This window comes from Streptococcus suis, assembly GCF_002960625.1.
Lineage (GTDB): Bacteria > Bacillota > Bacilli > Lactobacillales > Streptococcaceae > Streptococcus > Streptococcus suis_T.
Genome location: NZ_POJH01000021.1, coordinates 20,864 through 45,644, shown reverse-complemented (window position 1 = coordinate 45,644; position 24,781 = coordinate 20,864). Strand labels below are relative to the sequence as shown.

Genomic DNA, 24,781 nt, shown 5'->3' with positions numbered 1-24,781 from the left:
CGAAAAAACTTGTCATTTTTGCGAAAATTGGATACTATAATTATAGCAAGTTTGAAAGGATAATGCCATGAAGAGATTTTTGGAAGTTATTTTAGAGCAGGTCAATATCTTTTTGGGCAATAGCAAAGCTCCTAAGACCATTGAGCCTGACAGCAAGGAAGAGATTAAGAACAATTTAGAACTAGCACTCTACAAGAAAGCCGCCATTCATGTTATCTACAACGACCGCAGTTTTACAGGCGATATTGTCAAATACGATAAGGAACGCCAACGGATTATCATGAAAAATTTCAAACGTCGGGTAACCAGCATTATCAATATCCAAGATATTAAGAAAATCACTCTGGTTCCAGAAAGTGTGAAAAACTCCCAGAAACAAACAAAAGGCTGACATTCAGCCTTTTATTTTATGCTCTAATAGTCAATGATTGCCCATCTTCTTGGTAAAGGTTGATAAGACCTGACTTGCAGGCACGAATCATATCACCAGGATAGATTTCACGGTCCAGCTTAATAGTTAAGAGTTCCATCGGCTTGTTGGCGCGGTCAATTTTCTCACCTGTCGAATCGCGAAGGTCTTGAATAGTGGTTTCAAAGTGACGGAAACCTGGTCCGTAGAACTCAACTTGGTCGCCTTCGTTGATGACATTGCGTTGGCGAATGGTTGCAGTCATAGTGTCCTTGTCGAAGGCCACTACTTCGGCGATGAATTTGTACTCTGGAATTTTACGGCGGGCACCGAAGAGCTGTTCGTTTTCGCTCGGTGGGCTATAGTAGAAACCTGTTGCCAATTCCCGTTGGGCAACCTTCCACATTTCGTCAATCAAGTCTTGTTTAATCGCTTCAAACTTTTCTGGACTTTCTAGATAGGCATCGACCGCAGCCTTATAGCAGTTGGTCACGGTTGACACGTAGTGGACTGATTTCATCCGACCTTCGATTTTCAGGCTATCGACCCCATTTTCAATCATGTCTGGGATATGGTCAATCATACACATATCCACCGCAGACATAGAGAACTCCTCTGGTATTTCCCCCTTAATGGAACGACGTTCTTCGCCGAAAGGTAGGTCGTAGAGATTGTACTTCCAACGGCAAGACTGGGAGCAACCGCCGCGGTTGGCATCGCGCTTGCTCATGTGGTTGGAGAGAACGCAGCGCCCTGAGTAGGAGATACACATGGCACCGTGAACAAAGGCTTCGATTTCAACGTCTGTCCGTTTGCGGATTTCAGCCACTTCTTCCATGGTCACTTCGCGGGCCAAGACGACACGGGTCAAGCCCAATTCCTTCCAGAATTCGAAGGTTTCATAGTTGGTCGATGAAGCCTGGGTGGACAGGTGGATTTCAAGACCTGGTGCTTCAGTGGCACAGATGACGATGAGAGCCGGGTCAGATACGATAACGGCATCCAAGCCCATATCCCGCAATTCACGGAACCAGGCTCCTGCCCCTTCTTCATTTCCTTCATGGGTGACCATGTTGGCCGCTACATAGACCTTGGCGCCACGGGCGTGGGCATATTCAATCCCTTCCCGCATCTCGTCCATGGTAAAGTTACCAGCTCGGCTACGCAAACCATAGGCCTGACCACCGACAAAGACCGCATCAGCACCATAGTCAATGGCAACCTTTAATTTCTCCAAAGTCCCAGCAGGTGACAAGACCTCGGGACGCTTTAATGTTTTTGACATAATGTACAATCTCCTCTATTTGCAATATAGATGATTTATAAAAATGATAGGCAAATTTTCCAAGTGAGTTGAAAATCAAGCATATTCGCTCACACCAGTCAGATGGGGAATTTAGTGTGAAAAGACACGAATCAATAAAGTACAGTAAACTCTATTTAACCTTATTGCGGTCAAACTCATAGAAACCTGTATCCAAACCACGTTCAGCTGGGTGGAGTTTGCGTACCTGTTCATCCAAAAGGAAGGCCTGATCATAAGTAAATTCGCCTTTTTCAATCAAATCTCTTGCTTGAACAAAAAGCTTAGCAATTTCAACAAAGTTTTGACCTGGGCAATAGATACCATCCAACTTCCAGTTACGATAGCCATGCTCATCTAATTCTGCCAATTTGGTCATCATATCAATGTCATTGTTAATAAAGATATGGGTACCATGCTTGTCCTCAAAAATTGAATAATGGCTATCTGGATCGCTCGGCTCAGCCAAGAAAAGACCACGTCCACGTGACAAGTCAGTTTCATCAGCCTTGGTAAAATTATAGTAATTCCGTAACAGGGTTCGCTTGGAATGGTGAATAACCGAAGCACCATAAACCAAGATTTCCGCAGGGATTTCCAAGTTTTTAGCAATGTCAAAGAGTTCCTCCGACGGAATTTCCCGTGCTAAAACGGCCTCAACAGCCCCATGGTCCTTCCAGAAGTTAATCTGGCGACTAGAAGTCACAAAGACAGAGGTATCGTAAATCAGCTTAAAATTGTAACCATCTCGCTTGTTGACATAAAAAATACCTGTATCGCCTACAACCAGATAATCCACCTTGATTTCCTTCATCAAGTCCATAAATGGCTTGATGTTGTCCATCATGTCTTGGTGCATAAGGGCGTTTGCGGCAACAGTCAGTTCCTTGCCTGCACCATGGACCAGCTCTGCTATTTCCCGTAACTCATCATAAGTAAAGTTTGTCGGAATACGAAGAGCATGGTCAGCTTCACCAACATAAATGCGGTCAACCCCTGCCGCAAGCAGTTCCTTGACCTGTTCAATACTTTCAGCTGTTGCTGTAATGATAATTTTTCCCATAAAGATAATTATATCAAAAAGAGATATGTCTGGTAAGTCACCACCAGCATTTTAATGTTCAGACTTTTCTCATTTTTTCTTGTAACCATATTGTAATATTGCTGACATAAAATTTTATAAATGTTATGATATGCTTAAGAAGCAGAAAAGGAGACGATATGGCATTAAGACACTATCAGTCCCAAGAATACCAGTACGAAGAGTCTATCCCGAAAGAGAAAAACACAACTGTTCAAGCCTATCAGGTAAAAAATGCAAAAAAAGAACGCATCAATGAACTCTTGTTCTTTGTGAATATTGTTCTATTTAGCCTAATTACAGTTATTGCTAGCTATATCTATCTAGCTTTAGATATCCCTGTTTTTCCTGCCCTCGCACTAGCAAGTGCTACAGGCCTCATCGGTTTTCGTTTGGTTCAAGTTGGACTTAAAAAAAGAATATCGAACAAAGTAAAAAAATAGGCAGAGAAGTTATTCTCAGCCTTTTTTATTTTCCTAAACTTTCCATGACCACCTTATAGATAGTTACCCTTGACCACAAAGAAGGTTCCACGGATTTCGCCTGCCAGTTTGGAGCGTTTGTAGGCACACCTGTCCTTTCAACTTCTTTAAAATTAACAGAATAAGGCATTCTTATCCTTTTTTTAAAAAAAGCACCCGAAGGTGCTAGGTTAGGTTTCCCTACCAACGTCACGTTCGAGGTCGGTAGAAAAATTCATTATGCGTTAAATGCTTCTGTCAATTGTGGTACAACCTGTTTCTTACGTGAAACAGCACCTGCTAGGAAGGCATGGTTGTTTTCCAACTTGAAATTGAAGGCCGCTTCCACCTTGTCCATGTTGCTACCGAGCGCAAGGATTTCAGAGTTTGAGTTAACGATGTCTGTAATCATGAGGACAAAGTCAGAGTAGCCATTGGCTGCGGATGCTGCTGTCATAGCCGCTTCGATTTCTGCTTGACGTTCCAAGACTTCTGCAATGTCCACTGTGTTGACTTGGGCTACACGCACGTCATTGCCATTCAAGCCAAATGTTTTTGCGTCAATATCAATCAATTCTTCTGCTGACTTGCTAGCAAGGTTGGTTCCTGCTTTCAAAAGAGCCAAGCCGTATTCTTCCAAGTTCACACCAGCAATTTCAGCCAATTCAGCTGCTACTTGTGGATCTGTTGCGTGAGTGGTTGGTGATTTGAGCAAGAGGGTGTCTGAAATCAAACCTGATAGGAGAAGTCCAGCTACTTCTTTTGGAGGTGTTACTCCGTTTTCTTTGAAGGCACGATAAATGATAGACGATGCTGAACCAACTGGCTCCAAACGCATGTACAATGGGTTTGCAGTTTCAAAGTTTGCAACACGGTGGTGGTCAATAACAGCTGCCACTTCCACTTCCTTGATGTCTGCGATTGATTGTTGGAATTCATTGTGGTCTGTCAAGATGACTTGGCTAACGCCTTCTGCCTTAGCAGACTCAACCACGCGCGGTGCAGTAACACCAAAATAGTCAAGTGCAAAAGCTGTTTCTTCATTTGGCGTTCCAAGTGCAACTGCTTCCGCATCACGACCAAACACTTCGCGTTCCAAGTGAGCCCAGCCGTATGATGATGCAATGGCATCTGTATCAGGATTTTGGTGACCAAAAACTAAAAATTTAGACATGTCTACAACCTCATTTTTCTAATAATCTCCTACATTTTACCACAAAACTGATGACTTGTGAACATAGATAGGTCAGGATTTGCCAAACGTTTTCAAAAAGAGTAAGATAGTAGATAACAATGCAAAAGGAGAACCATATGAAATTTTCAGACTATACCTACGTTCGTCCAGATTATGCAGCGATTAAAGCACAATTTTCTGACCTGACAGACCAGTTGGCTGCGGCTAGCGATTTGGAAACAACCCGCACACTTGTGACAGACATCACCAAACTACTCAGTTTGGTCGACACCCAGTACAACCTCTGGATGATTCGCCATTCTATTGATATGAACGATGAGTTCTACAATGAAGAAACCAAGTTTTGGAACCAACATTCTCCACTTTTTGAAGAATTGACCACCAACTACTACCGTGTCATTGTGCAGACGCCTTACAAGGAAGAGTTGTCAGACATCTTGCCTGAAACCTTCTTCATGCTAGCAGAAAACAAGCTCAAGACCTTCTCATCTGATGTCATTCCATTGATGCAAAAAGAAAATGAATTGACTGATGAGTACAGCAAACTGATCGCAGGTGCGGAGATTGATTTCCAAGGACAGACTTACAACTTGGCACAAATGGGGCCATTCGGTCAATCAACTGACCGTGAAGTCCGCAAGGCTGCTTCTGCTGCTACAACTGCCTTCTTTGAAAGCAAGGAAGCTGATTTCGACCGCGTTTACGATGAATTGGTCAAAGTCCGCACGGAAATCGCCCACAAACTTGGCTTCAAGGACTATGTAGAATACGGCTACCTTAAGATGAACCGTTTCGATTACAATCGCGATATGGTCAAGGTTTACCGTGAGGAAATCCTCAAGCATATCGTACCGATTGTACAAAATCTTCGTGAACGCCAAGCCAACCGTTTGCAGGTGCCAAGCCTCAAACACTACGACCTCAACCTCGAGTTCTTGGACGGAAATGCCGTTCCTCAGGGCGATCCAGACTTTATCGTCAGCCAAGCCCAGGACATGTACCGTGAATTGTCCGCAGAAACAGGCGAGTTCTTCGACTTCATGGTGGAACACGAATTGCTTGATCTAGTTGCCAAAACTGGCAAGGATAGCGGTGGCTACTGCACCTACATCCCTGATTTCAAGAGCCCATTCATCTTCTCCAACTTCAACGGAACTAGCGGTGATATTGATGTCTTGACCCACGAAGCAGGTCACGCCTTCCAAGTCTATCGTTCGCGTTGGATTCAAAGTCCAGAAGTTGTCTGGCCAACCTACGAAACCTGTGAAATCCATTCCATGTCTATGGAATTTATGACCTGGCCTTGGATGGACCGTTTCTTCAAGGAACAAGTTGATAAATATAAATTCAGCCACTTGGCTGGCACTCTACTCTTCTTGCCTTACGGTGTCTTGGTAGACCATTTCCAGCACGAAGTCTATGAACACCCAGAGATGACACCAGCAGAACGCAAGGCGACTTGGAAGAAACTCCAAGACCTCTACTTGCCAGACCGTGATTATTCTGAGTCAGAAGCCCTCAACCGTGGTATCTTCTGGTACCGTCAAGGTCATATCTTTGCTAGCCCATTCTACTACATCGACTATACCTTGGCCCAAGTCTGTGCCCTCCAATTCTGGAAACGCACGCAGGTGGACCACGATGAAACAGCTTGGGCAGACTACATCCGCATCTGTGATTTGGGTGGCACCAAGTCCTTCTTGCAAGTGGTTGAAGCCGCAAACCTCCAATCACCATTCAAGGAAGGTGCCCTTGAAAGCACAGCCAAGGCTGCTGCCGATTGGTTAAATGCAGTTAAGGATGACGAACTATAAAAGACAAAAATCTGAATGAGATTCAAACTCATTCAGATTTTTTTGATTTGACGAAGTTGATGTATTTATCGCCGAAAACTTCAATTTGCTCCAAAACCAACTTAAATTCCTGACCAATCTCACTCAGTTCATACTCCACTTTTGGCGGAACCTGTGCATAAACCTTCCGAGTGATTAAACCATCATCTTCTAGCTGACGCAACTGCTTGGTCAAGGTTGCTTGGGAAATCCCTGTCAATCGACGGTGCATTTCATTAAACCGAATGGGACCTTCTTCGATATGATGTAGTAATAAGATACTCCATTTCCCAGATAAAACACTCTGAGTGGTCACGTAAGGACACTCCGGAACTGTATGGTGTGTGAAAGTTGCCATAATTTCTCCTTTATTTTTCCTTGATATTACACATTACTTCACAAAAAGATAGCGACTATTCAAAAAAATCGTACTTGTTTTATTTTTAGTACCTGTTACAATAATACCATAAACTGCGAAAGCAGGAAAGTATTTTCTCAAAAGGAGCGATACAATGAACATCAATTGCACTATATAATATAAAGGAGTACCTATGTCACTAATCTCAGTTTTCAAAAATATATTTACAAAAAAGGAAGAAAATAACATGAAAAACATTCTATTTATCGTTGGTTCACTACGTGAAGGTTCATTCAACCACCAAATGGCTAAACAGGCTGAAAGCATCTTATCAGGACAAGCAACTGTAACTTACCTTGATTATAAGGATATTCCGCTTATGAACCAAGATCTTGAAACACCAGTCTTGCCAGCTGTCCAAGCTGCACGCGATGCGATTATGGCTGCAGATGCTATCTGGATTTTCTCACCAGTTTACAACTTTGCTATTCCAAGCACAGTGAAAAACTTGATTAACTGGCTCAGCCGTGCCCTAGACTTGTCAGAAACACGTGGCCCATCTGCACTACAAGATAAAATTGTTACTGTATCATCTGTTGCCAATGCTGGACATGAGCCAATGTTCGCTAGCTACCATGCACTCCTACCGTTTGTTCGTATGCAAGTGGTTGGTGAATTTACAGGTACAACTGTCAATCCAGAAGCATGGGGAAATGGACAGTTGGTATTGTCAGAGGAAGCTATCGCTGGTCTGCAAGCGCAAGCTCAAGCTTTGTTAGAAGCTTAGATTCTACAGGTCAATATACATCCTTCTATGACCTTTATCGAGTTGAAGATGATAAAATTGCAGAACTCTGGGATGTTGTTGTACCAATCGAGGAAGATTCCAAAGCTGCCAATAGCAATGGTAAATTCTAATCAAAACCAAGAAATCGAAAAGAAAGAAATTTAATATGAAACTATATTACATCATCGATGCTTATTGTGGTTGGACCTACGGCTTTAACCACATTTTCACAAAATTCATGCAAGACCATCCTGACATAGAAATAGAGGTCATTAACGGAGGCTTGTTTGTCGGAGATAACAAAAAGAAAATGGTTGATTTCCAGCAGGCACAGACCATCAACAAACAAATCGAAAGCTATTACCAAATGTCTTTTGGCGATAACTACAATCAATTGTTTAAGGATAAGGACTTTACCATGGACTCCCTTGGTCCTGCTAGAGCCTACTCAGTCTTGAAAAACTATGTTGAGACACCTAACCATGCTCAGCTAACATTAGACATTCAAGCCTTATTTTTTGAAGATGGGTTAGACCTCAGTCAAGCAGACAGTTACACCAGCCTAATCGGTACCTATCAGCTACCTACAAAGGCTATGGAAGAACTATCAAGCATCTTGAATCAACCAGAAAATCTACACCCAGACTTTATCAAGGCTTATGAAATGGGGGTAACCTCTTTCCCAACCTTGTTACTTGAAAAAGACGGAAACTTCTTTAATCTTATCAATAAAGTTCGCACAGTAGACGATTTGGAAAAAAATTTCCAAACAGCTATTACGCAATAGAAAGGGCAACTATTTATGGAAAAACATTATAAGCTACAAAATGGAACAGAATTACACATCTTTACAAATGACGAATCAAGTTTTATGGTTACGGCGACCTTAATCATTAAAAATGGCAAGGCTCTCCTTGTAGGTTCAGGGTTTAAACAATCAGAAGGAGAGCGAATTGTTCGCTATCTACAAGACGCGCAACTGACATTAGAAAAAATCTTTATCATTCAAGGGGATCCAGACTATTATTTTGCTCTTGAGCCTATCAAAAAATCATTCCCAGAAGTCATTGTCTATGCAACGTCTTATGTTATCGACCATATTTTAAAAACAGTATCGAAAAAATTACAGGTATGGGGAGGCTCTTTAGGTGACCAAGCTCCTAAAAATATTATTTTACCAGCGCTCATTCAAGAATCTACATTAGAATTTGAAGGTGATAAATGGGAGTTTTTCGGTAGTGAACCAAGTCAAATCAATCTTTGGAATGCAGAAACCAAAACCATTATTGGCGGTATCAATACCTTTAATCAAATTCACCTCTTCTTAGCAGATTCACAAACTACCGAGAAATTGAAAGCCTGGCAAGATCGATTAAAAGATATGAAGGCACTGGATGCCTCTCTCATTATTCCAGGTCATGCAGATAGTGAAGGTTCATTTGATTCTCAAGCACTTGATTTTTCAATTGCCTATATTGAAGTAGCAATCAAATTAAAAAAAGAAGTCAAAGACTCAGCTACTTTTGTCGCTAAAATGAAAGAAAAATTCCCTAATCTTCGTAACGAGGCAGTCTTGGAATTAAGTGCTAAAGTCTTAACAGGTGAAATACCATGGGGGTAATGTATGTCAAAAAATCAATTATATAAAAATATTTTAGAAGAAACTTATCTAGCTACTGCTCAAGGTCGAATAGAAGATTTCAAGAGCCATTTGGCTGCTGATGTCTCTTGGACAGAAGCTGCAGGCTTTCCCTATGCTGGTACCTATATCGGTCCAGATGCAGTGATTGAAAACGTCCATGCAAGACTAGGTTCTGAATGGACCAATTATAGTGCCACACCTGTTGATTACGCCTTTTCAGGAAACCGTGTCATGGTTTATGGCTACTACAAGGGAACCTACAACCTTACTCAGAAATCCTTTCAAGCAGACTTTGTCCATATTTACGATTTTAATGCTGAAAATAGAATTACACACTTTATCCAAATCGTAGACAGCGCACTTGTTGAGAAAGCTATGAGATAAAAATCAATTTTCAAAAGTCTATTCGTTACATATTAGTTCACCAAAAGATACTAAGTAACTCGAAAATTCCTATAAATTGTATCAGAAAGCTAGGTATTCCCATGTACAATTCCAAATTTGAGCTGGGTCATGTTGCCCTCAATGTCCGCAATTTAGAACTACAAAGCCTATTTTACCAGCAGGTATTGGGGCTCCAAGTTCTGACTGAAAACTCTAAACAGATTGACCTTGGTGTCGGACAGACCACCCTTGTCCGCCTGATTCAAACAGAGCAGAAAGACGAAGTCCACAGCAGCTACGGACTCTACCACTTGGCCATTGTCCTACCTAGCCGTGAGGACCTGGGGACCATTTTCCGCCACTTTATCGACAATAAGATTCCCCTCCAAGGCGCCAGCGACCACGGTTACAGCGAAGCCATTTACCTAGCCGACACCGAAGGCAACGGAATCGAGATTTACCGCGACCTACCTCAAGACACTTGGGATGTCCGCCCAGATGGACGAATTGTTGGCATCACTGAGCCTATGGATGCAGAAGCGATCTATGCTTTAGGAAAAAAAGCTGACGCAGCCTATCAGATGCCAGCTGGCTGTCAATGAATGGGGTGGAAAACATCTCCAAACACGAACAGAAGGCATGCCAGGACTTTCCTACTATACGGTCATCTATTCCAATCAAGAAGCTTTTGAAGCAACCTTGGAACGCGCCACAGCTGCAAACTTAAAGGTAGAAAGAACGAATAGTTCTGCAGCCTTTGTCGATATAGACGGCATCAGAACTAAGCTTGTTTTAGAATAATACGAAAAGAGGCTGGGTAAAAAGACCAACCTCGCTTCTCAGGGTTCGTGTCAACATCTCAGCGCAGTGGTTGATTGGCAGATTTGTTCGTGTTTTACACTCCAAATCTGACCTAATCAACTGTGCGGGGGCGGGAAGACGAACTCTTTTTTTGACCAGTCGAGTTCTTTCCCGCTCCCTTTCTTTGTTTATTTGATTAAGCCAAGATCATATTTCATTCCCAAAATACGTTTGACAGATTGGTCAAGCCGCTCCTCTGTAATAGTTCCAGCTTTCACTTGTTCCACAATATAAGGAATTTGACTAGCATAGCTCGAAGATAAGATCATATCTGTCCCAGCTTGAATAGTCTGCAAGGCACCCGAATTTTGATCAACGAATTGCGATAGACCCAGCATATCAAAGTCATCGGTCATAATGACCCCCTCAAAACCAAGCTCGGACCGTAATATTTTATTGATTTCAGGTGAAATGGAAGACGGGACATCATCAATGGCAGGGACGATATTGTGACTGACCATGATGGAGTCTGCCCCCGCTTCAATTCCAGCCTTAAAGGGAAGAAAATCATTTGCTCGTAATTCTTCTAAACTACGATTGTCATATACCAAATCTGTATGTGAATCAGCATTGTTCCCATAGCCTGGGAAATGTTTCAAAGTCGAAGCAAATTGCTCTTGTTTCAGTAGCTGGACCTCTTGGCTGATATAAGTGGATGTTGTAGCAGCATCTTGACCAATAGTCCGATCATAGATAAATGACCATGGATCTGTAGATAAGTCCGCAACTGGAAAGAAACCGGCATGAATACCTATCCCTTTCAAAAGACTGGTTTTATGCTTAGTATCTTCTAAAACAGCCTCCAGCCCCCCTGACTGATACAATTCCAAGGGGGAGGCAAAGGGAGTTTCTAATAACTGACTAACCCGCGTTACCGTTCCACCTTCTTCATCAGAAGCCATTAAAAGTGGTAGTTTGGAATTAGCTTGATAAGCCGCAACTTCTTCCTTGACTTGTTCTAAGGTCCTTCCTTCAAAGTCCCGTGAAAATAAGATATAACCACCAAAGTGATAGGAAGCAAGATCCTCTAATTGATTTTCAGCAGGTATACGTGCAAAAATCATCTGACCAACTTTTTCTTCTAGGGTCATTTGTTGTAGGTAATCAGAGATTAGTTTCTCTTTGACAGAAATCTCTTGAACAGCCACAAAAGAAGGACTGTTGCTGAACTGTCCTTCTCTTTTATTAAACACATAATATGCTAGGGATGCACAGACTGCAATCAACAAACATGCCAAAAGCGGTCCGACTACACCTAGACTTTTATTTACTCTAGCTTTACGCACTACTACTATCCCTTTATTCGATTCATATAGTCTTGATAGGATTCGGTTTCCATCAAGGTCTTAGCGTTTAAAACGCGTTCCTTACTTGGTGGCTTGGTCCCTTCAAGTGGATAAGGTCTACCCAGCTCACGCCACTTAAATTCTCCAAGATTATGATAAGGCAAAACTTCAAAACGCTCGACATTATTCAAGGTCTTGACAAACTTTCCTAGCTCAATTAGGTCATCATCACGGTCTGTCAGTCCTGGTACCAAGACATGACGAATCCAAACTGGCTTACCGATATCCGATAGGTAACGGGCACACTCTAAAATAGTCTTATTGCTATGCCCCGTTACAATGCGGTGCTGGTCTGGATTGATTTCCTTAATATCCAAGAGCACCAAATCTGTCACTTCCATCAAACGATTGTATTTTTCCAGATAACGCTCTGTCGAACGGAAGGTCAGAGCACAGGTGTCCAAGGTCGTGTGGATGCCTTTTTCTTTTGCCAAGGTAAAAAGGGCAATCAAAAAGTCAATCTGAATAGTAGCTTCACCACCAGATACCGTTATCCCACCTTCTTTCCCCCAGAACATACGAAAACGCAAGGCTTCATTGAGAACATCCTCTGCAGTTCGTTCTTTGGCCGCAGGATTGACCAATTCCCAAGTATCAGGGTTATGGCAATACTGGCAACGCATATGACAACCTTGCATAAAGACCACAAAACGTACACCTGGTCCATCCACAGAGCCAAAACTCTCAGTCGAATGAACAAGCCCTGTTACTTTTCGGTAATCTACTTCTTCCATCATCTCATCCTCGTTTTCTTAATATAGTTATTATACCATAAAAATGAAAACGCTTCTATACTTGTATTTGATTGTTTTTAACTAACTATTTAAAATGCTATGAAAAACCAGCTACCTTAAAGCAACTGGTCTTATCTTATTCTTTTTCAACTTCCTCTTCCAGAGTAGTCATCATCATTTTAAGCTTGGTCACCCGACCATTTTTCACCTTATCATTGATAAAGACTAAATGATGGTCCTTACTGTCCACTTCAAAGGTCACCTTTTCTTCCTGGCTTGGAATAGTGCCAACTCCGGTCAAATAATAACCTGCAATGGTATCCACATCATCACTTTCTAGCTCCGTATCAAAATGCTCATTGAAGTCATTCAGAGTCATATTCCCTTGGACAATATAGGTATTCTCTGCAATTTCACGGACAAAAATCTCTGTCTTGTCCGTTTCATCATCGATTTCCCCGACAATTTCTTCCAACAAATCTTCCAAAGTCACCAGCCCAGCAACTCCACCATACTCATCCAGCAAGATAGCCATCTGATTTTGGGTATTCCGCAAGGATTTGAGCAAATCATCTACAAAAATCGTTTCTGGAACAAAGAGAGGTTCCTGCATAATACGTCGGATATTAAGATTGTCGAAACCATTGCTAAAAGCTGCAGATAAAATTTTCTTGGTATGAATAAGGCCGATGATGTTATCCTTATCCCCATCATAGACGGGAACGCGAGAAAAATTCTGTTTGAGAATGGCCGCCATAATGGTTTCCGTATCGTCTTCAATATCAACCATGAAGGCATCCGTACGGGGAACCATGACTTCACGCGCCATCAGCTCATCCAAGGAGAATACACCTTGCAACATCTCGATTTCTTCCGCATCCAAAGTCTGCTCGCTCTTGGTCAAGATATATTCAATCTCATCCCGGGTCATCTGCTCGTCCGCATCATCAAAATTCATAGGCGTAATGCGGCTGATGAGATTGGTCGCGGCTGATAAGAGCCAAACGAAAGGACTAACAATCTTCCCTAGGAAAATAATCACTGGCGCCGTAACAACTGCCAGATTTTCCTTCATATTCATGGCAATCCGCTTGGGATATAGTTCACCCAGTACGATGGATACAAAGGTCAACATCGCTAAAGCCAACCAGTAACCAGCAGTTTGAGCTGTTGTTGAATTACCCATCCACTTGGCAAAAACAGCACCTAAATCATTGGCCAAGCTGGCACCCGAAAGGATAGAAATAAAGGTAATTCCAACCTGAATAGTAGAAAGGAAATTATTGGGATTTTCTAAAACTTGCAGTAAGCGAATATACTTCTTCTCACCCTCAGCTGCCTTTTGCTCCACCCGTGAACGATTGAGGGAAACAAGGGCCATTTCTGAAGCTGAAAAGAAGGCATTGAGCAAGGTCAACAATAAAAGTAATAATAATTGTAAATGAATGGTCTGACTACCAGGGTCTTCCATGATATTCTCCTATAATAAAATCTATAACATTCCCATTATACCATATTCTTTTCATTTTGGTATAATCGAGGTGACATTCGGCAAAAATATCTGTAAATCTACACTTCTGTGATAAAATAGTCAAAAAGAAAAGTGAGGTCCATATGATTTTATCCATGAAAGAACTGTCCTACAAAAGACAGGGGAAGTATCTATTAAAAGACATCAACTGGGAATTTAAAAAAGGGGAGCGTTGGGCTATTTTAGGCCTTAACGGTGCTGGAAAATCAACACTGCTACGCATATTGATGGCAGAGTTTTGGAAGACTTCTGGCGAGTTGACTGTTCTGGGAGTGGAGTTTGGCAAGGGTGATATTCCCGGCCTACGCACTAAGATTGGGGTGGTTGGCTCCTTTTTAGCAGAACGATTTCCCATTGATTTGACAGCTGAGCAGATTGTCTTGACTGGAAAATACAAATCCTCCATCCTCTACCGTGAGTATGGACAAGCTGAGCTAGACCAGGCTATTGAAATGCTGAAAACAATCAAGGCTGACCACTTGATTGGCAGGGCCTATGCCAGTTTGTCACAAGGCGAACGCCAATTGCTACTCATCGCCCGCAGTTTGATGGAAGAACCTGCTATTTTGATTTTAGACGAAGCAACAGTCGGCTTGGATTTACTAGCAAGAGAACGCCTGCTCCATCATATTGACCACATCTGCCAACTCCCAACAGCTCCTGCCATTATCTACGTCACCCATCACGCAGAGGAAATCACTGACAATTTTACCCATGTCCTCCTGCTCAAAGATGGCAAGGTCTTGGCCCAGGGACCAAAACAAGACATTTTAACCCCTGAACTCCTCAGCGATTTTTATGGTAATCAGGTGGAATTGATTGACTTGGGGGAGGGAAGATTGTTCATTAAGCCCATATTATAAAAAACAAATCCAGCCCTAGTTTGAGCTGGATTTTAATCGTTCCACCATGACCAAAAACGGTGGGGTATTGACTTGGTTAAGCGGTTTGTAGAGCATGGCTGTAAAGACGGTCTGGTCTAGCTGGCTGACAAAGTCTAAGACAGCATCCTTCTCAACCGCCCCACCCTCATGTCCATAATAAATCATGATGGCTAGGCGACCACCAACCACCAGTCGGTCAAGAACTTTTTCAACAGCTTGAAGGGTGGTTGCAGGCAAGGTAATAACTGACTTATCCGCCGAAGGAAGATAGCCCAGATTGAAAATGGCTGCCTTGCATTCCTCTACATATTGGTCGAGGTTTTCGTGTCCTGTCAAAACCAATTGGGCATTGGTCAAGCCAGCTTTTTCTAGTTTTTCAGCCGTTGTGGTCAGGGCTTGTTCCTGAATATCAAAGGCCACCACTTTTCCTGCTCGCTGGGCTAAAAATAGTGTGTCATGGCCATTTCCCATCGTCGCATCAACCGCTAGGTCTTGGTCGGTTAAAATTTCATCTAAAAAGGCATGAGCCATGTGTAAAGGTCTAAGCATTTTCACTCCTTAAGCTAATAATCTTACATAATATTCGGTCAAGGTGGCTTCGTCCACCTTTTTGCGTTGCTGCAACCACCAGCTGACCGTCTCCACAAAAGTGGTCACAACAAAATGTACCAGCAAATCCTCTGGAAGATTCCCCTTGCCCTGCATGTAGTCTTCAACCACTTTTGGAAAAATGTCGTGTTTCAGCTCCGCTTCCAGTTCTCTTAGAAAATAGGCATTGCGGGACAATAAAAGGCTGGCAACTCGGTCTTGATTGGTCCGAAAGTGTTTGAAAATATGGGCCAACAAAGTCTTCACATCCGCATCTTCACGACCTGTAAATAAGTGGTGAAAGAGGTCATGACAAAGTTCTTCCAAAAGAGCCTCTTTACTGGCATAGTGGGCATAGAAAGTGGAACGCCCCACATCTGCCAGGTCAATAACATCCTGCACGCGCATGTCATCATAACCTTTATCATTTAATAAGGTCAAAAAAGCCTGAAAAATAGCTCTTTTTGTTTTTGCAATTCGTCTATCCATTTTTCGTACATTTCAAACAATTTGTTCAGAAAAAGACAAACCGTTTCTCTTGTTTCTAGTTTTTCGGCCCATTACAGTATATAATAAACCTATAAACAGTATAACACAGAAAGGGAATCTCATGTCATCTTCTAAAAATACATTTATCGCTTTTCTCCTCAATCTCAGCTTTTCTATCATCGAGTTTATCTTTGGCTGGCTCTTTGGTTCCAGCGCTATCTTAGCAGATGCTGTTCATGATTTGGGTGACGCCCTCGCCATCGGAAGCTCTGCCATCATGCAAACCTATGCCAATAAACCTGCTGACAAGAACTATCCTTTTGGCTACAAGAGATGGAATATTTTGGCCGCTCTATTGACTTCTAGTATTCTGATTATCGGCTCCAGCTTGATCCTTGTAGAAAACATTCCCAATCTTTTCCATCCCAACCCTGTCAATCAAGATGGGATGTTGGTCCTCGGCATTATCGCTATCATCATCAATTTCTTTGCTTCCCGTATTGTAAAAAATGGCCATAGCCATAATGAATCCATTCTCAGTTTGCACTTTTTAGAGGATATTTTGGGATGGCTGGCGGTCATCCTTGTTTCCATCATTCTTCAATTCACTGATTGGTACTTTCTAGACCCATTACTCTCACTGGGTATTGCTATCTTCATCCTCGCCAAAGCCCTGCCAAAAGCCTGGAACAATGTCAAGATTCTACTTGAAACCAGTCCGCAAGGAGTAAATCTTGAAGAAGTGAAAGGAGTCCTCCTGACTCTTGAAAATGTTCACGAAATCACTCAGCTAAATGTCTGGACCATGGATGGATATGAACATTGCGCGACGGTGACGGTGACACTAACAAATCCTGCTGTAGCAGACAAGACCAAAGCAAAAATACGAAATTCTCTTATCACCTTTGGTATTGTCCAGAGTACCATCGAAATTTTGTAAAAAAAAATAAAAAAATATCACATTTTCCTCACCCATTTGCGAATAAATAGGTATGAAGACAATTATCCTATTTTTCCTTGGAGCTTCTATCGGCTCCTTCTTGGGATTGGTCATCGACCGTTTCCCTGAACAGTCCATTATCGCACCCTCTAGTCACTGCAATGCCTGCAAGCGACGGCTCAAAGCCTGGGACCTAGTTCCAATCCTTTCCCAGCTTTCAACAAAATCCAAATGCCGTTACTGCAAGGCGAAGATCCCTTATTGGTATCTGGGACTAGAATTTTTAGCTGGTCTATTGGTCCTGCTCTGCCATTTTCAAGTCCTAAACCTAACCGAAACCATTCTTATCTTGGCAGGGCTTGTTTTGACCATTTATGACATCAAGCATCAGGAATATCCTTTTGCTGTCTGGCTCGTTTTTACTTTTATAGCTCTGCTACTCTCCCAGCTCAACTGGCTCTTCTGCGGCCTTTTGGTCCTGGCCTATCTGACTGAAAAATGGCAACTCAATATTGGTTCTGGCGATTTTCTCTATCTGGCAAGTCTCTCTCTTTTATTTGGTTTTACCGAAATTCTCTGGATTATCCAAATTAGTTCCATCTTGGGTCTGGCTATCTTTTTCATCTTCAAACCAAAATCCCTTCCTTATGTACCTTTTCTATTTTTGGCCAGTCTCATTATCAATATCACTCTCTAAATCGAGCCTAGCTCGATTTTTTTGGTATAATAGGAAGAATAAAGGAGAAAGCTATGACAGTTTTTACAGATGACAGTTTAACCCTGCATACCGATCTTTATCAGATCAATATGATGCAGGTCTATTTTAATCAAAAGATCCACAACAAACATGCCGTGTTTGAAGTCTATTTCCGTTCTCAGCCCTTTAAAAATGGCTATGCCGTCTTTGCTGGTTTGGAGCGTGTAGTAGAATACCTCAACAATCTCAGCTTCAGCCAGACAGATATTGACTATTTGACTGAATTAGGCTATCCAAAGAATTTCCTTGACTATTTGGCAAATCTAGAAATGAACTTGACCGTTCGTTCTGCCAAGGAAGGTGACCTGGTCTATGCCAACGAACCTATTATGCAGATTGAAGGTCCTCTTGCCCAGTGCCAGTTGATTGAAACGGCTATTCTCAATATCGTCAACTACCAAACCCTGATTGCTACCAAGGCCCGTCGTATCAAGGCAGTCATTGAAGAAGAGGCGCTTATGGAATTTGGTACCCGTCGTGCCCAAGAAATGGATGCTGCCATTTGGGGCACCCGCGCAGCCTTTATCGGCGGCGCTTCTGCCACTTCCAATGTTCGAGCAGGTAAAATCTTCGGCATTCCTGTTGCTGGTACCCATGCCCATGCCCTAGTCCAAACCTACGGCGATGATTACAAGGCTTTCAAGGCCTACGCTGAAACCCATCACGATTGTGTTTTCTTGGTAGATACCTATGATACCCTTCGTATCGGTGTTCCAGCTGCCATAAAAGTCGCCAAGGAAATGGGCGATAAAATCAATTTCAAAGGGGTGCGGATTGATTCTGGTGATATGGCCTATATTTCCAAAAAGGTCCGTCAACAGTTGGATGAGGCAGGCTTTACAGAAGCCAAAATCTACGCATCCAACGACTTGGATGAAAATACCATCCTCAACCTCAAAATGCAAAAGGCAAAAATTGATGTCTGGGGAGTGGGCACTAAGTTGATCACGGCCTATGACCAACCAGCCTTGGGAGCTGTCTATAAGATTGTTTCCATTGAAGAGGAAAATGGAAAGATGCGAGACACCATCAAATTGTCTTCCAACGTGGAAAAAGTATCGACACCTGGCAAAAAACAAGTCTGGCGCATCACCTCAAAAGAAAAGGGCAAGTCAGAAGGCGACTATATTACCTTTGCGGATACGGATGTCAGCCAAATGGACAGCATTTATATGTTCCATCCAACCTATACCTACATCAACAAGACCGTTGAAAACTTCGACGCCCGTCCTCTCCTAATCCCAATTTTTGAAGAGGGCAAGCAAGTCTATGAATTACCAAGTCTAGCAGAAATTCAAGCCTATGCCAACCAAGAATTTGACAAGCTCTGGGACGAATACAAACGTGTACTCAACCCACAACTCTATCCAGTTGACCTGGCCCAAGATGTCTGGGATAACAAGATGAACATCATCAATCGCATCCGCAAACAAAGCCAAGCCAAATCCATCTAAGAAAGGTAGCCAATGACCCTACAAGAAACCATTATCAAGGAACTAGGTGTCAAGCCAAGCATTGACCCAAATGAAGAAATCCGTCGCTCCATCGACTTTCTCAAAGATTACCTTAAAAAACATCCCTTTTTGAAAACCTACGTTTTGGGAATTTCGGGTGGACAAGACTCGACCTTGGCTGGTCGTTTGGCCCAGTTGACTATGGAAGAAATGCGGGCGGAAACAGGTGACGACTCCTACCAATTTATCGCTATCCGCCTCCCTTATGGTGTGCAAGCTGACGAGTCCGATGCCCAAGCAGCCCTAGCCTTTATTCAACCAGATGTCAGCCTAACCATCAACATCAAGGAATCTACAGATGCTATGGCAGCGGCTGTCAATGCAAACGGGCTGTCTATGTCTGATTTTAATAAGGGAAATGCTAAAGCTCGCATGCGTATGATTGCCCAGTATGCAGTTGCCGGCGAACGCAAGGGAGCTGTGATTGGAACCGACCATGCCGCCGAGAATATTACCGGCTTCTTCACCAAGCACGGTGATGGTGGTGCAGATATCCTGCCCCTCTTCCGCCTTAACAAGCGTCAAGGTAAGCAACTTCTAGCTGCTTTGGGAGCAGATGAAAAACTCTACCTCAAAGTCCCTACCGCTGACTTGGAAGAGGACAAACCAGGCCTGGCGGATGAAGTCGCTCTTGGTGTTACCTATAACCAAATTGACGACTATCTAGAAGGCAAAATCATCGACCCTCAAGCCCAAACCATTATCGAAGGATGGTGGAATAAAACAGCCCACAAACGCCACCTGCCAATCACGATTTTTGATGACTTTTGGAAATAACAATCAACCCCTGACCATATTCAATCGTCAGGGGTTTTGATTATGACTTTAACTTACAGAAAATCCTCTCGAAGATAACCCGAGAGGATACATGCGAATACGGATAGAAAAGTCCTAAGTTTAGGAATTGCACGATATAAGGGGATCCGTATTCTATTTTGCCTAGCTTGAACAAAATTTTCTTTATTCAAAAGGACTTCTTAAAAAAGTGAACAATTTGAAACCAAGTACTGCTAAGTAGGCATAGATAAATTGAACTCTTCTTAAACTACATACGATTATAAGTCATACCTTACATAATGTCAAGTGTTTTCAAATAATTTCCACTATTCTTTCAAAATAAAATCGACCACACCATTTAAACACGAACAACTGTCAGAAATATAGGGTTTTTCAAAGTAAAAAACGAGCATTATTTGAAAGAGGCGACTAATTTCTTCGTTAGTTTATAAATGAGATAAGCCAAGACACCGCCTAAGGTATTTGTCCAGAGGTCATCCACTTCAAATACTCGCTGGGCATCTATGAGCAGGTCTAGCAAGAGTTGGGTACATTCGATAAACAAGCTCATACAAAAACTATACCGAATAACAGCTCCAAGGCTCCGCCATTTTTCAAAAAGGAAAAGGAGAAGAAAAACCAGAGGGAAGAGTAGAAAAATATTGGTGAAGTTCTGCAAGAATATCCAGCCCAAATCTGCTAGGCTATCTACCTTATCACCGTTGACAATACTATTAAAGGGAGTGGGGAGTAGATAGAGCCGCCCAATCTGAATAATGCCTGGTGTGGAAAAGTCTTTGTATTGAGGGTACCAGGTCTGAGGAAGAAAACAGAGTAAAACAATAGCCAGAGCATAGGCCCCAGCTAAGCTTTTACAAATTTGTCTTCCTAGCTTGGTCAAGTCTCCATCTGCTTGGAAGAATGTTCTCATGCTCCAATACCTGCCTTGGCTTTTGCTGCTGCAATACGAGCACGCGCTTTTTCGCGGTCTTTCTTGAGCGTATTGGAACGCAACTGACCACAAGCCGCATCAATATCTGTACCGTGTTCCTGGCGAACAACGCAGTTGACCCCATTTTTCTTCAAAACATCAAAGAAAGCCAAGGTCCGTTCTCTAGTTGAACGGCTGTATTGGTCATGCTCACTTACAGGGTTGTATGGAATCAAGTTGATATAAGACAATTTACGGATGTTCTTGGTCAAATCAGCCAATTCCTGAGCCTGCTCCACTCCATCATTGACCTCGTTGAGCATGATGTATTCAAAAGTCACACGGCGGTTGGTCACCTTGATATAGTCCTCAATCGCTTCAAACAAGACTTCGATTGGATAGCGACGGTTGATGCGCATGATGCTGGAACGAAGGTCGTTATTTGGCGCATGAAGGGATACTGCCAAGTTAACCTGAACTCCCTCACGGGCAAAATCACGGATTTTTGGCGCCAAACCAGAAGTGGAAACGGTGATGTGACGGGCTCCGATTGCCAAGCCCTTATCATCATTGACTACACGCAAGAAGGTCATAACATTGTCGTAGTTATCCAATGGCTCACCAATCCCCATGACAACGATATGGCTGACACGCTCATTCTGGTTACGCTCATCCAGGTATTTCTGCACCAACATAATCTGAGCCACAATTTCACCACTGGTCAAATCCCGTTGCTTAGGAATCAAACCAGAAGCACAGAAGGTACAACCAATATTGCAACCTACCTGAGTGGTTACACAGACTGACAGACCATAATGCTGGTGCATGAGAACTGTTTCAATCAGCATGCCATCTGGCAATTCAAATAGGTATTTGATAGTACCGTCCTTAGACTCCTGTACAATCCGTTGTTTGAGTGGGTTGACCACAAAGTTTTCTTCCAATTTTTCAATCAAAGACTTAGGCAAGTTGGTCATTTCCGCAAAGGACTGGACACGGGAACGATAGAGCCATTCCCAAATCTGTGTCGCACGGAATTTCTTTTCCCCATTTTCTAAAATCCAATCCACAAGATTGGCTTGACTAAAGGCATAAATTGATGGTTTCATCTTTCTCCCTACTTCTGACGGATAACAAAGCTACGCTTGGCTTCATTCATCTCCCGATTATTTTCTTTACGGTCACGCTTCTGACTACGCTCCGTCTGACTAGCCTTGGCACCCGCATTTTTCATAGTAAAATGACGCTGTTCCGACTGCTTGTTCTGCTGCTTCCCTTTTTTCTGACGGTCATTACGACTATTCTTACTTTCCTTTGGCGCAATCGGCTCCGTCCGCTGCTGATTTCTGTTGCGATTACGAGAACGACTCCGCTTGCGACGGGGTCTGTCCTCCTCCTCAACAGGCAAGTCCTGAGGATTTGGATTGGCTAAGACGAAATAAGCACAACCAAAATTACAGAATTCCGTCAAATAATCATCCAAACGACTGATTTTTGAATCAGACTTAACAGTTTTATCGTCCTTATAAAAGCCCTTCAAACGCAGTTGCTCATTGCCCCAATCGCCGACAATATAGTCAAACTTGAGCATCAACTGTGAAAAACGCTGACCGAAAATAGTCTGGTCAAAAGCCTCTTTATAGTCTTCCACAAGGTCTAGTTCAATATTTTCAGATACAACCTTATCCCCCACACGAGCAAAACTTGGTCCAGGATACTTGTTGTAGTTATACATTTCTGGTGAAATATCTTTTTTCATGAATCCTCCAATCTTGTAAAATATTCATACAAATCAATTCTATCTAACCCTACTATTATACCACGATTTGAACTGAAATTCTTCTAGTTTAGGTTATCAAAGAAAATTCAGACAATTTTAATGAAATAGCAAAAAGGACGATTTACTCGCCCTCGGTTTGCTTCAAATAGTCAATGGCATCCTGAGCTGTCTTGACAGGCACAACTTCAATGTCCAGACCTGCTTTCTCAGCCGCTTCTTTAGCCTCTTCATAGTTGGTTTTAGCTGTTGGATCCTCTTTCAAGATCTCCTCATCAACTGGATTGTTGGGAACAAAGAAGATACTTGCTCCAGCCTTGGCTGCAGATAAAACCTTCTTATCTGCTCCACCAATATCACCGACACTACCATCCTGCTCAATGGTTCCGGTACCCGCAATCACGCGCCCATCACGCAAGGTTGGATCAGCCAGTTGCGTATAAATGGCAAGGGTAAACATCAGTCCGGCACTTGGGCCACCAATATTGCCAGTTTGGAATTCAATCGGTACTGAACTCTTCACTTCCGTATGGTCTACAAGAGTAATCCCGATCCCGTTTTTACCATTTGAAAGCTTGATAATGTGACCATCAGCTGATTTTTCCTGACCACCGCTTACGTAACCAACGGTCACATCACTGCCCAATTCCAAACTGCTGACATATTTAATGAGGTCTGGTGAGGATTCAAAGGTTTTTCCATTGATGCTGACAACAGTGTCCGCAATATTGAGAATTTCCTTAAAAGTTGAATCTTCGGCTAAAGCTAGAACGTACACTCCGAAGAAATCCATGCTGACCTCTTTACCAGCCAAGGTCAAACCTTGGTACTTAGCCATATTTTGCGAAGTTTCCATGTAGAACTGGGCAATGCGGAAGTATTCCTCGCTATCTGCCCCACCTGTCATCTCCTCTGCTGAACTAACACTTGTGTAAGGGTCAAACTGGGCCGCCAAGAGTTGCAAGGCCGTTGCCTGCTGGACTGAAACGTAGGTAAAATTGTAAGAACCAGTTTCCTTGTCTTCTTGGTCATTAACCGTCAAAACCTGACGAATATCCGAAGCCCCTCCCGGCTTTTCCAGATAGTATGGCAGGGGGACAAAGACCGTAAACCAAATCAATAAAGTACCTAAGACAATGGAGCTAATCAGTAGTAATTTCTTATTTTTCTTCATTCTTTTTTATCTCCTCACTGACAACTGGGGGAACATAGGGACTAATATCTTGCTGATAATGAATCAATTCTCTGATTTGACTAGAAGATATATTCCGATACTCTGGTTTAGACATGAGATAAACCGTTTCAAGTTCCGGAGCTAGTTGGCGATTAAAATAGTCAAAATTAGCTTCATATTCAAGGTCAATTCCATTACGCAGACCTCGAACGATATGACTAACCCGTCGCTCACGGGCCACATCAACCACCAATTCCTGACCAGCTAAAAAGACCTCAATCTTCTCATTTCCCTCAAAAACTTTTTGTAGGAGGGCTAGACGCTCCTGCCCTGTAAACAAACCAATTTTATTAGGATTGAAAAAAATACCTACATAAAGCTTATCAAACAGGCCACTTGCCCTCTCAATAATATCAAAATGCCCATTGGTAATGGGGTCAAAGGATCCTGTAAACATTCCTATCTTATCTGACATAGACTGTTACCTTACTAATTCCATATATTTTTTCCTTCCAAATGCCCAGCTCTGCTATTTCCTCGGGAAGAGAAACTGCCTTATCCGTTTCACAGACCACCATGACCTCTTGGGACAAAAGCTGGCGCTGACACAGCTCAGTGATATCTGCTACGATGTCCTCGGCTGCATAGGGAGGGTCCAGAAAGACCAGGTCGAAGGATCCGCTCAAGTGAACCAAAGCCTGTTTGGCCTCCATGGCCAAAAGCTGAAACTTGCTGTCTTCCTTGGTCATACGGATATTATCGCGGATAATAGCTTGCGCTCTCCGATCACGCTCGACCAGAACTGCAGCCTCCATGCCGCGAGAAACAGCCTCGATAGACAAACCGCCACTTCCTGCATAGAGGTCCAAGACTCGACCACCCTCAAAATAAGGACCAATCATATTGAACATGGCTCCACGGACCTTGTCCGATGTAGGCCTAGTTGTCTTACCCTCTAAAGTTTTTAGCGGTCGTCCGCCATAAATTCCTGATACAATTCTCATAAAGAATATTATAACAAAAAAA

At 42.7% G+C, this 24,781-nt stretch carries 27 protein-coding genes and 1 pseudogene; 13 read left to right on the top strand and 15 right to left on the bottom strand.

The features are described 5' to 3' along the window. Positions 1-67 precede the first annotated feature (67 nt). Positions 68-391 (top strand): hypothetical protein, encoded by a 324-nt coding sequence (locus tag C1G49_RS03740; RefSeq protein WP_105108835.1) that lies wholly within the window; start codon positions 68-70, stop codon positions 389-391. A 16-nt stretch (positions 392-407) separates the two neighbouring features. Here the strand turns inward: C1G49_RS03740 and C1G49_RS03735 are convergent, their stop codons facing one another. Beyond that, on the bottom strand, positions 408-1,694 hold the full coding sequence (locus tag C1G49_RS03735; RefSeq protein ID WP_044667518.1) for a peptidase U32 family protein: 1,287 nt from the start codon (positions 1,692-1,694) through the stop codon (positions 408-410). 151 nt (positions 1,695-1,845) lie between these two features. Then, a complete protein-coding gene (locus C1G49_RS03730) occupies positions 1,846-2,775 on the bottom strand; it encodes a peptidase U32 family protein (RefSeq protein WP_105113555.1) in 930 nt (309 codons plus the stop codon). 158 nt (positions 2,776-2,933) lie between these two features. Between C1G49_RS03730 and C1G49_RS03725 the strand changes: the two genes are divergently transcribed. Further along, positions 2,934-3,236 (top strand): DUF3270 domain-containing protein, encoded by a 303-nt coding sequence (locus tag C1G49_RS03725; RefSeq protein WP_105124661.1) that lies wholly within the window; start codon positions 2,934-2,936, stop codon positions 3,234-3,236. A 256-nt stretch (positions 3,237-3,492) separates the two neighbouring features. Here C1G49_RS03725 and C1G49_RS03715 read toward each other — a convergent pair whose 3' ends face one another. Continuing rightward, positions 3,493-4,428 (bottom strand): manganese-dependent inorganic pyrophosphatase, encoded by a 936-nt coding sequence (locus C1G49_RS03715; RefSeq protein WP_105124660.1) that lies wholly within the window; start codon positions 4,426-4,428, stop codon positions 3,493-3,495. Between the two features lie 137 nt (positions 4,429-4,565). On the opposite strand from C1G49_RS03715, the gene C1G49_RS03710 reads away from it, so the two are divergent. Continuing rightward, a complete protein-coding gene (locus tag C1G49_RS03710) occupies positions 4,566-6,263 on the top strand; it encodes a M3 family oligoendopeptidase (RefSeq protein ID WP_105124659.1) in 1,698 nt (565 codons plus the stop codon). A gap of 28 nt (positions 6,264-6,291) precedes the next feature. On the opposite strand, the gene C1G49_RS03705 is transcribed toward C1G49_RS03710, so the two are convergent. Next, positions 6,292-6,639, bottom strand: a complete 348-nt coding sequence (locus C1G49_RS03705; protein ID WP_105124658.1) for a winged helix-turn-helix transcriptional regulator — start codon at positions 6,637-6,639, stop codon at positions 6,292-6,294. A gap of 247 nt (positions 6,640-6,886) precedes the next feature. Here C1G49_RS03705 and C1G49_RS03700 point away from each other — a divergent pair, with 247 nt between their 5' ends. The 5 genes and pseudogenes from C1G49_RS03700 (at position 6,887) to C1G49_RS03680 (ending at position 10,253) form a co-directional block, all read left to right on the top strand. Beyond that, the gene (locus C1G49_RS03700; protein ID WP_105124713.1) at positions 6,887-7,426 is read left to right on the top strand and encodes an NADPH-dependent FMN reductase; all 540 of its coding nucleotides are present in this window, start codon (positions 6,887-6,889) and stop codon (positions 7,424-7,426) included. 166 nt (positions 7,427-7,592) lie between these two features. Beyond that, positions 7,593-8,213, top strand: coding sequence for a thioredoxin (locus C1G49_RS03695; RefSeq protein ID WP_105124657.1), 621 nt, complete (start codon positions 7,593-7,595; stop codon positions 8,211-8,213). A 15-nt stretch (positions 8,214-8,228) separates the two neighbouring features. After that, the gene (locus C1G49_RS03690) at positions 8,229-9,047 is read left to right on the top strand and encodes a cytoplasmic protein (protein WP_105124656.1); all 819 of its coding nucleotides are present in this window, start codon (positions 8,229-8,231) and stop codon (positions 9,045-9,047) included. Positions 9,048-9,050: 3 nt separating this feature from the next. After that, positions 9,051-9,452: a nuclear transport factor 2 family protein gene (locus tag C1G49_RS03685; protein ID WP_024380343.1), complete on the top strand. Its 402-nt coding sequence runs from the start codon at positions 9,051-9,053 to the stop codon at positions 9,450-9,452. A gap of 101 nt (positions 9,453-9,553) precedes the next feature. Then, positions 9,554-10,253 (top strand): annotated as a pseudogene (locus C1G49_RS03680) (VOC family protein). Positions 10,254-10,441: 188 nt separating this feature from the next. On the opposite strand, the gene C1G49_RS03675 reads toward C1G49_RS03680, so the two are convergent. From C1G49_RS03675 to C1G49_RS03665, 3 genes are all read right to left on the bottom strand, one after another. After that, positions 10,442-11,461, bottom strand: a complete 1,020-nt coding sequence (locus tag C1G49_RS03675) for a glycoside hydrolase family 3 protein (protein ID WP_238595844.1) — start codon at positions 11,459-11,461, stop codon at positions 10,442-10,444. A gap of 143 nt (positions 11,462-11,604) precedes the next feature. Then, a complete protein-coding gene (pflA, locus tag C1G49_RS03670; RefSeq protein ID WP_024380338.1) occupies positions 11,605-12,396 on the bottom strand; it encodes a pyruvate formate-lyase-activating protein in 792 nt (263 codons plus the stop codon). A gap of 133 nt (positions 12,397-12,529) precedes the next feature. Beyond that, on the bottom strand, positions 12,530-13,864 hold the full coding sequence (locus tag C1G49_RS03665; RefSeq protein ID WP_105118685.1) for a hemolysin family protein: 1,335 nt from the start codon (positions 13,862-13,864) through the stop codon (positions 12,530-12,532). Between the two features lie 143 nt (positions 13,865-14,007). Between C1G49_RS03665 and C1G49_RS03660 the strand changes: the two genes are divergently transcribed. Continuing rightward, positions 14,008-14,787 carry an ABC transporter ATP-binding protein gene (locus C1G49_RS03660; RefSeq protein ID WP_105124655.1) on the top strand — a complete coding sequence of 260 codons (780 nt, stop codon included), beginning with the start codon at positions 14,008-14,010 and terminating at the stop codon, positions 14,785-14,787. Between the two features lie 15 nt (positions 14,788-14,802). Here C1G49_RS03660 and C1G49_RS03655 read toward each other — a convergent pair whose 3' ends face one another. Further along, positions 14,803-15,357: a tRNA (mnm(5)s(2)U34)-methyltransferase gene (locus C1G49_RS03655; protein ID WP_105118683.1), complete on the bottom strand. Its 555-nt coding sequence runs from the start codon at positions 15,355-15,357 to the stop codon at positions 14,803-14,805. A gap of 9 nt (positions 15,358-15,366) precedes the next feature. Beyond that, positions 15,367-15,885 carry a TetR/AcrR family transcriptional regulator gene (locus tag C1G49_RS03650; protein ID WP_024419426.1) on the bottom strand — a complete coding sequence of 173 codons (519 nt, stop codon included), beginning with the start codon at positions 15,883-15,885 and terminating at the stop codon, positions 15,367-15,369. Positions 15,886-16,006: 121 nt separating this feature from the next. Between C1G49_RS03650 and C1G49_RS03645 the strand changes: the two genes are divergently transcribed. From C1G49_RS03645 to nadE, 4 genes are read left to right on the top strand one after another with little or no spacing between them, the layout of a single operon-like run. Then, positions 16,007-16,825, top strand: a complete 819-nt coding sequence (locus tag C1G49_RS03645; RefSeq protein WP_105124654.1) for a cation diffusion facilitator family transporter — start codon at positions 16,007-16,009, stop codon at positions 16,823-16,825. Positions 16,826-16,877: 52 nt separating this feature from the next. Further along, a complete protein-coding gene (locus C1G49_RS03640) occupies positions 16,878-17,522 on the top strand; it encodes a prepilin peptidase (protein ID WP_105124653.1) in 645 nt (214 codons plus the stop codon). Between the two features lie 53 nt (positions 17,523-17,575). Further along, positions 17,576-19,036: a nicotinate phosphoribosyltransferase gene (locus C1G49_RS03635; RefSeq protein ID WP_105124652.1), complete on the top strand. Its 1,461-nt coding sequence runs from the start codon at positions 17,576-17,578 to the stop codon at positions 19,034-19,036. 12 nt (positions 19,037-19,048) lie between these two features. Further along, a complete protein-coding gene (gene nadE, locus C1G49_RS03630; RefSeq protein WP_105124651.1) occupies positions 19,049-19,873 on the top strand; it encodes an ammonia-dependent NAD(+) synthetase in 825 nt (274 codons plus the stop codon). Between the two features lie 412 nt (positions 19,874-20,285). On the opposite strand, the gene C1G49_RS03625 is transcribed toward nadE, so the two are convergent. From C1G49_RS03625 to rsmD, 6 genes are all read right to left on the bottom strand, one after another. Next, entirely contained in the window at positions 20,286-20,804 is a 519-nt protein-coding gene (locus tag C1G49_RS03625; protein ID WP_105124650.1) for a VanZ family protein, read from the bottom strand. Continuing rightward, on the bottom strand, positions 20,801-21,913 hold the full coding sequence (gene rlmN / locus C1G49_RS03620; protein ID WP_105118431.1) for a 23S rRNA (adenine(2503)-C(2))-methyltransferase RlmN: 1,113 nt from the start codon (positions 21,911-21,913) through the stop codon (positions 20,801-20,803). Before rlmN ends, C1G49_RS03625 begins: the two co-directional genes overlap by 4 nt. Before the next feature lie 8 nt (positions 21,914-21,921). After that, positions 21,922-22,563 carry a YutD family protein gene (locus C1G49_RS03615; RefSeq protein WP_105118432.1) on the bottom strand — a complete coding sequence of 214 codons (642 nt, stop codon included), beginning with the start codon at positions 22,561-22,563 and terminating at the stop codon, positions 21,922-21,924. Between the two features lie 142 nt (positions 22,564-22,705). Further along, positions 22,706-23,755 (bottom strand): SepM family pheromone-processing serine protease, encoded by a 1,050-nt coding sequence (locus C1G49_RS03610; RefSeq protein WP_105124649.1) that lies wholly within the window; start codon positions 23,753-23,755, stop codon positions 22,706-22,708. Next, a complete protein-coding gene (coaD, locus tag C1G49_RS03605; RefSeq protein WP_105124648.1) occupies positions 23,742-24,230 on the bottom strand; it encodes a pantetheine-phosphate adenylyltransferase in 489 nt (162 codons plus the stop codon). Before coaD ends, C1G49_RS03610 begins: the two co-directional genes overlap by 14 nt. Next, positions 24,220-24,759 carry a 16S rRNA (guanine(966)-N(2))-methyltransferase RsmD gene (gene rsmD, locus C1G49_RS03600; RefSeq protein WP_105124711.1) on the bottom strand — a complete coding sequence of 180 codons (540 nt, stop codon included), beginning with the start codon at positions 24,757-24,759 and terminating at the stop codon, positions 24,220-24,222. Before rsmD ends, coaD begins: the two co-directional genes overlap by 11 nt. Positions 24,760-24,781 lie beyond the last annotated feature (22 nt).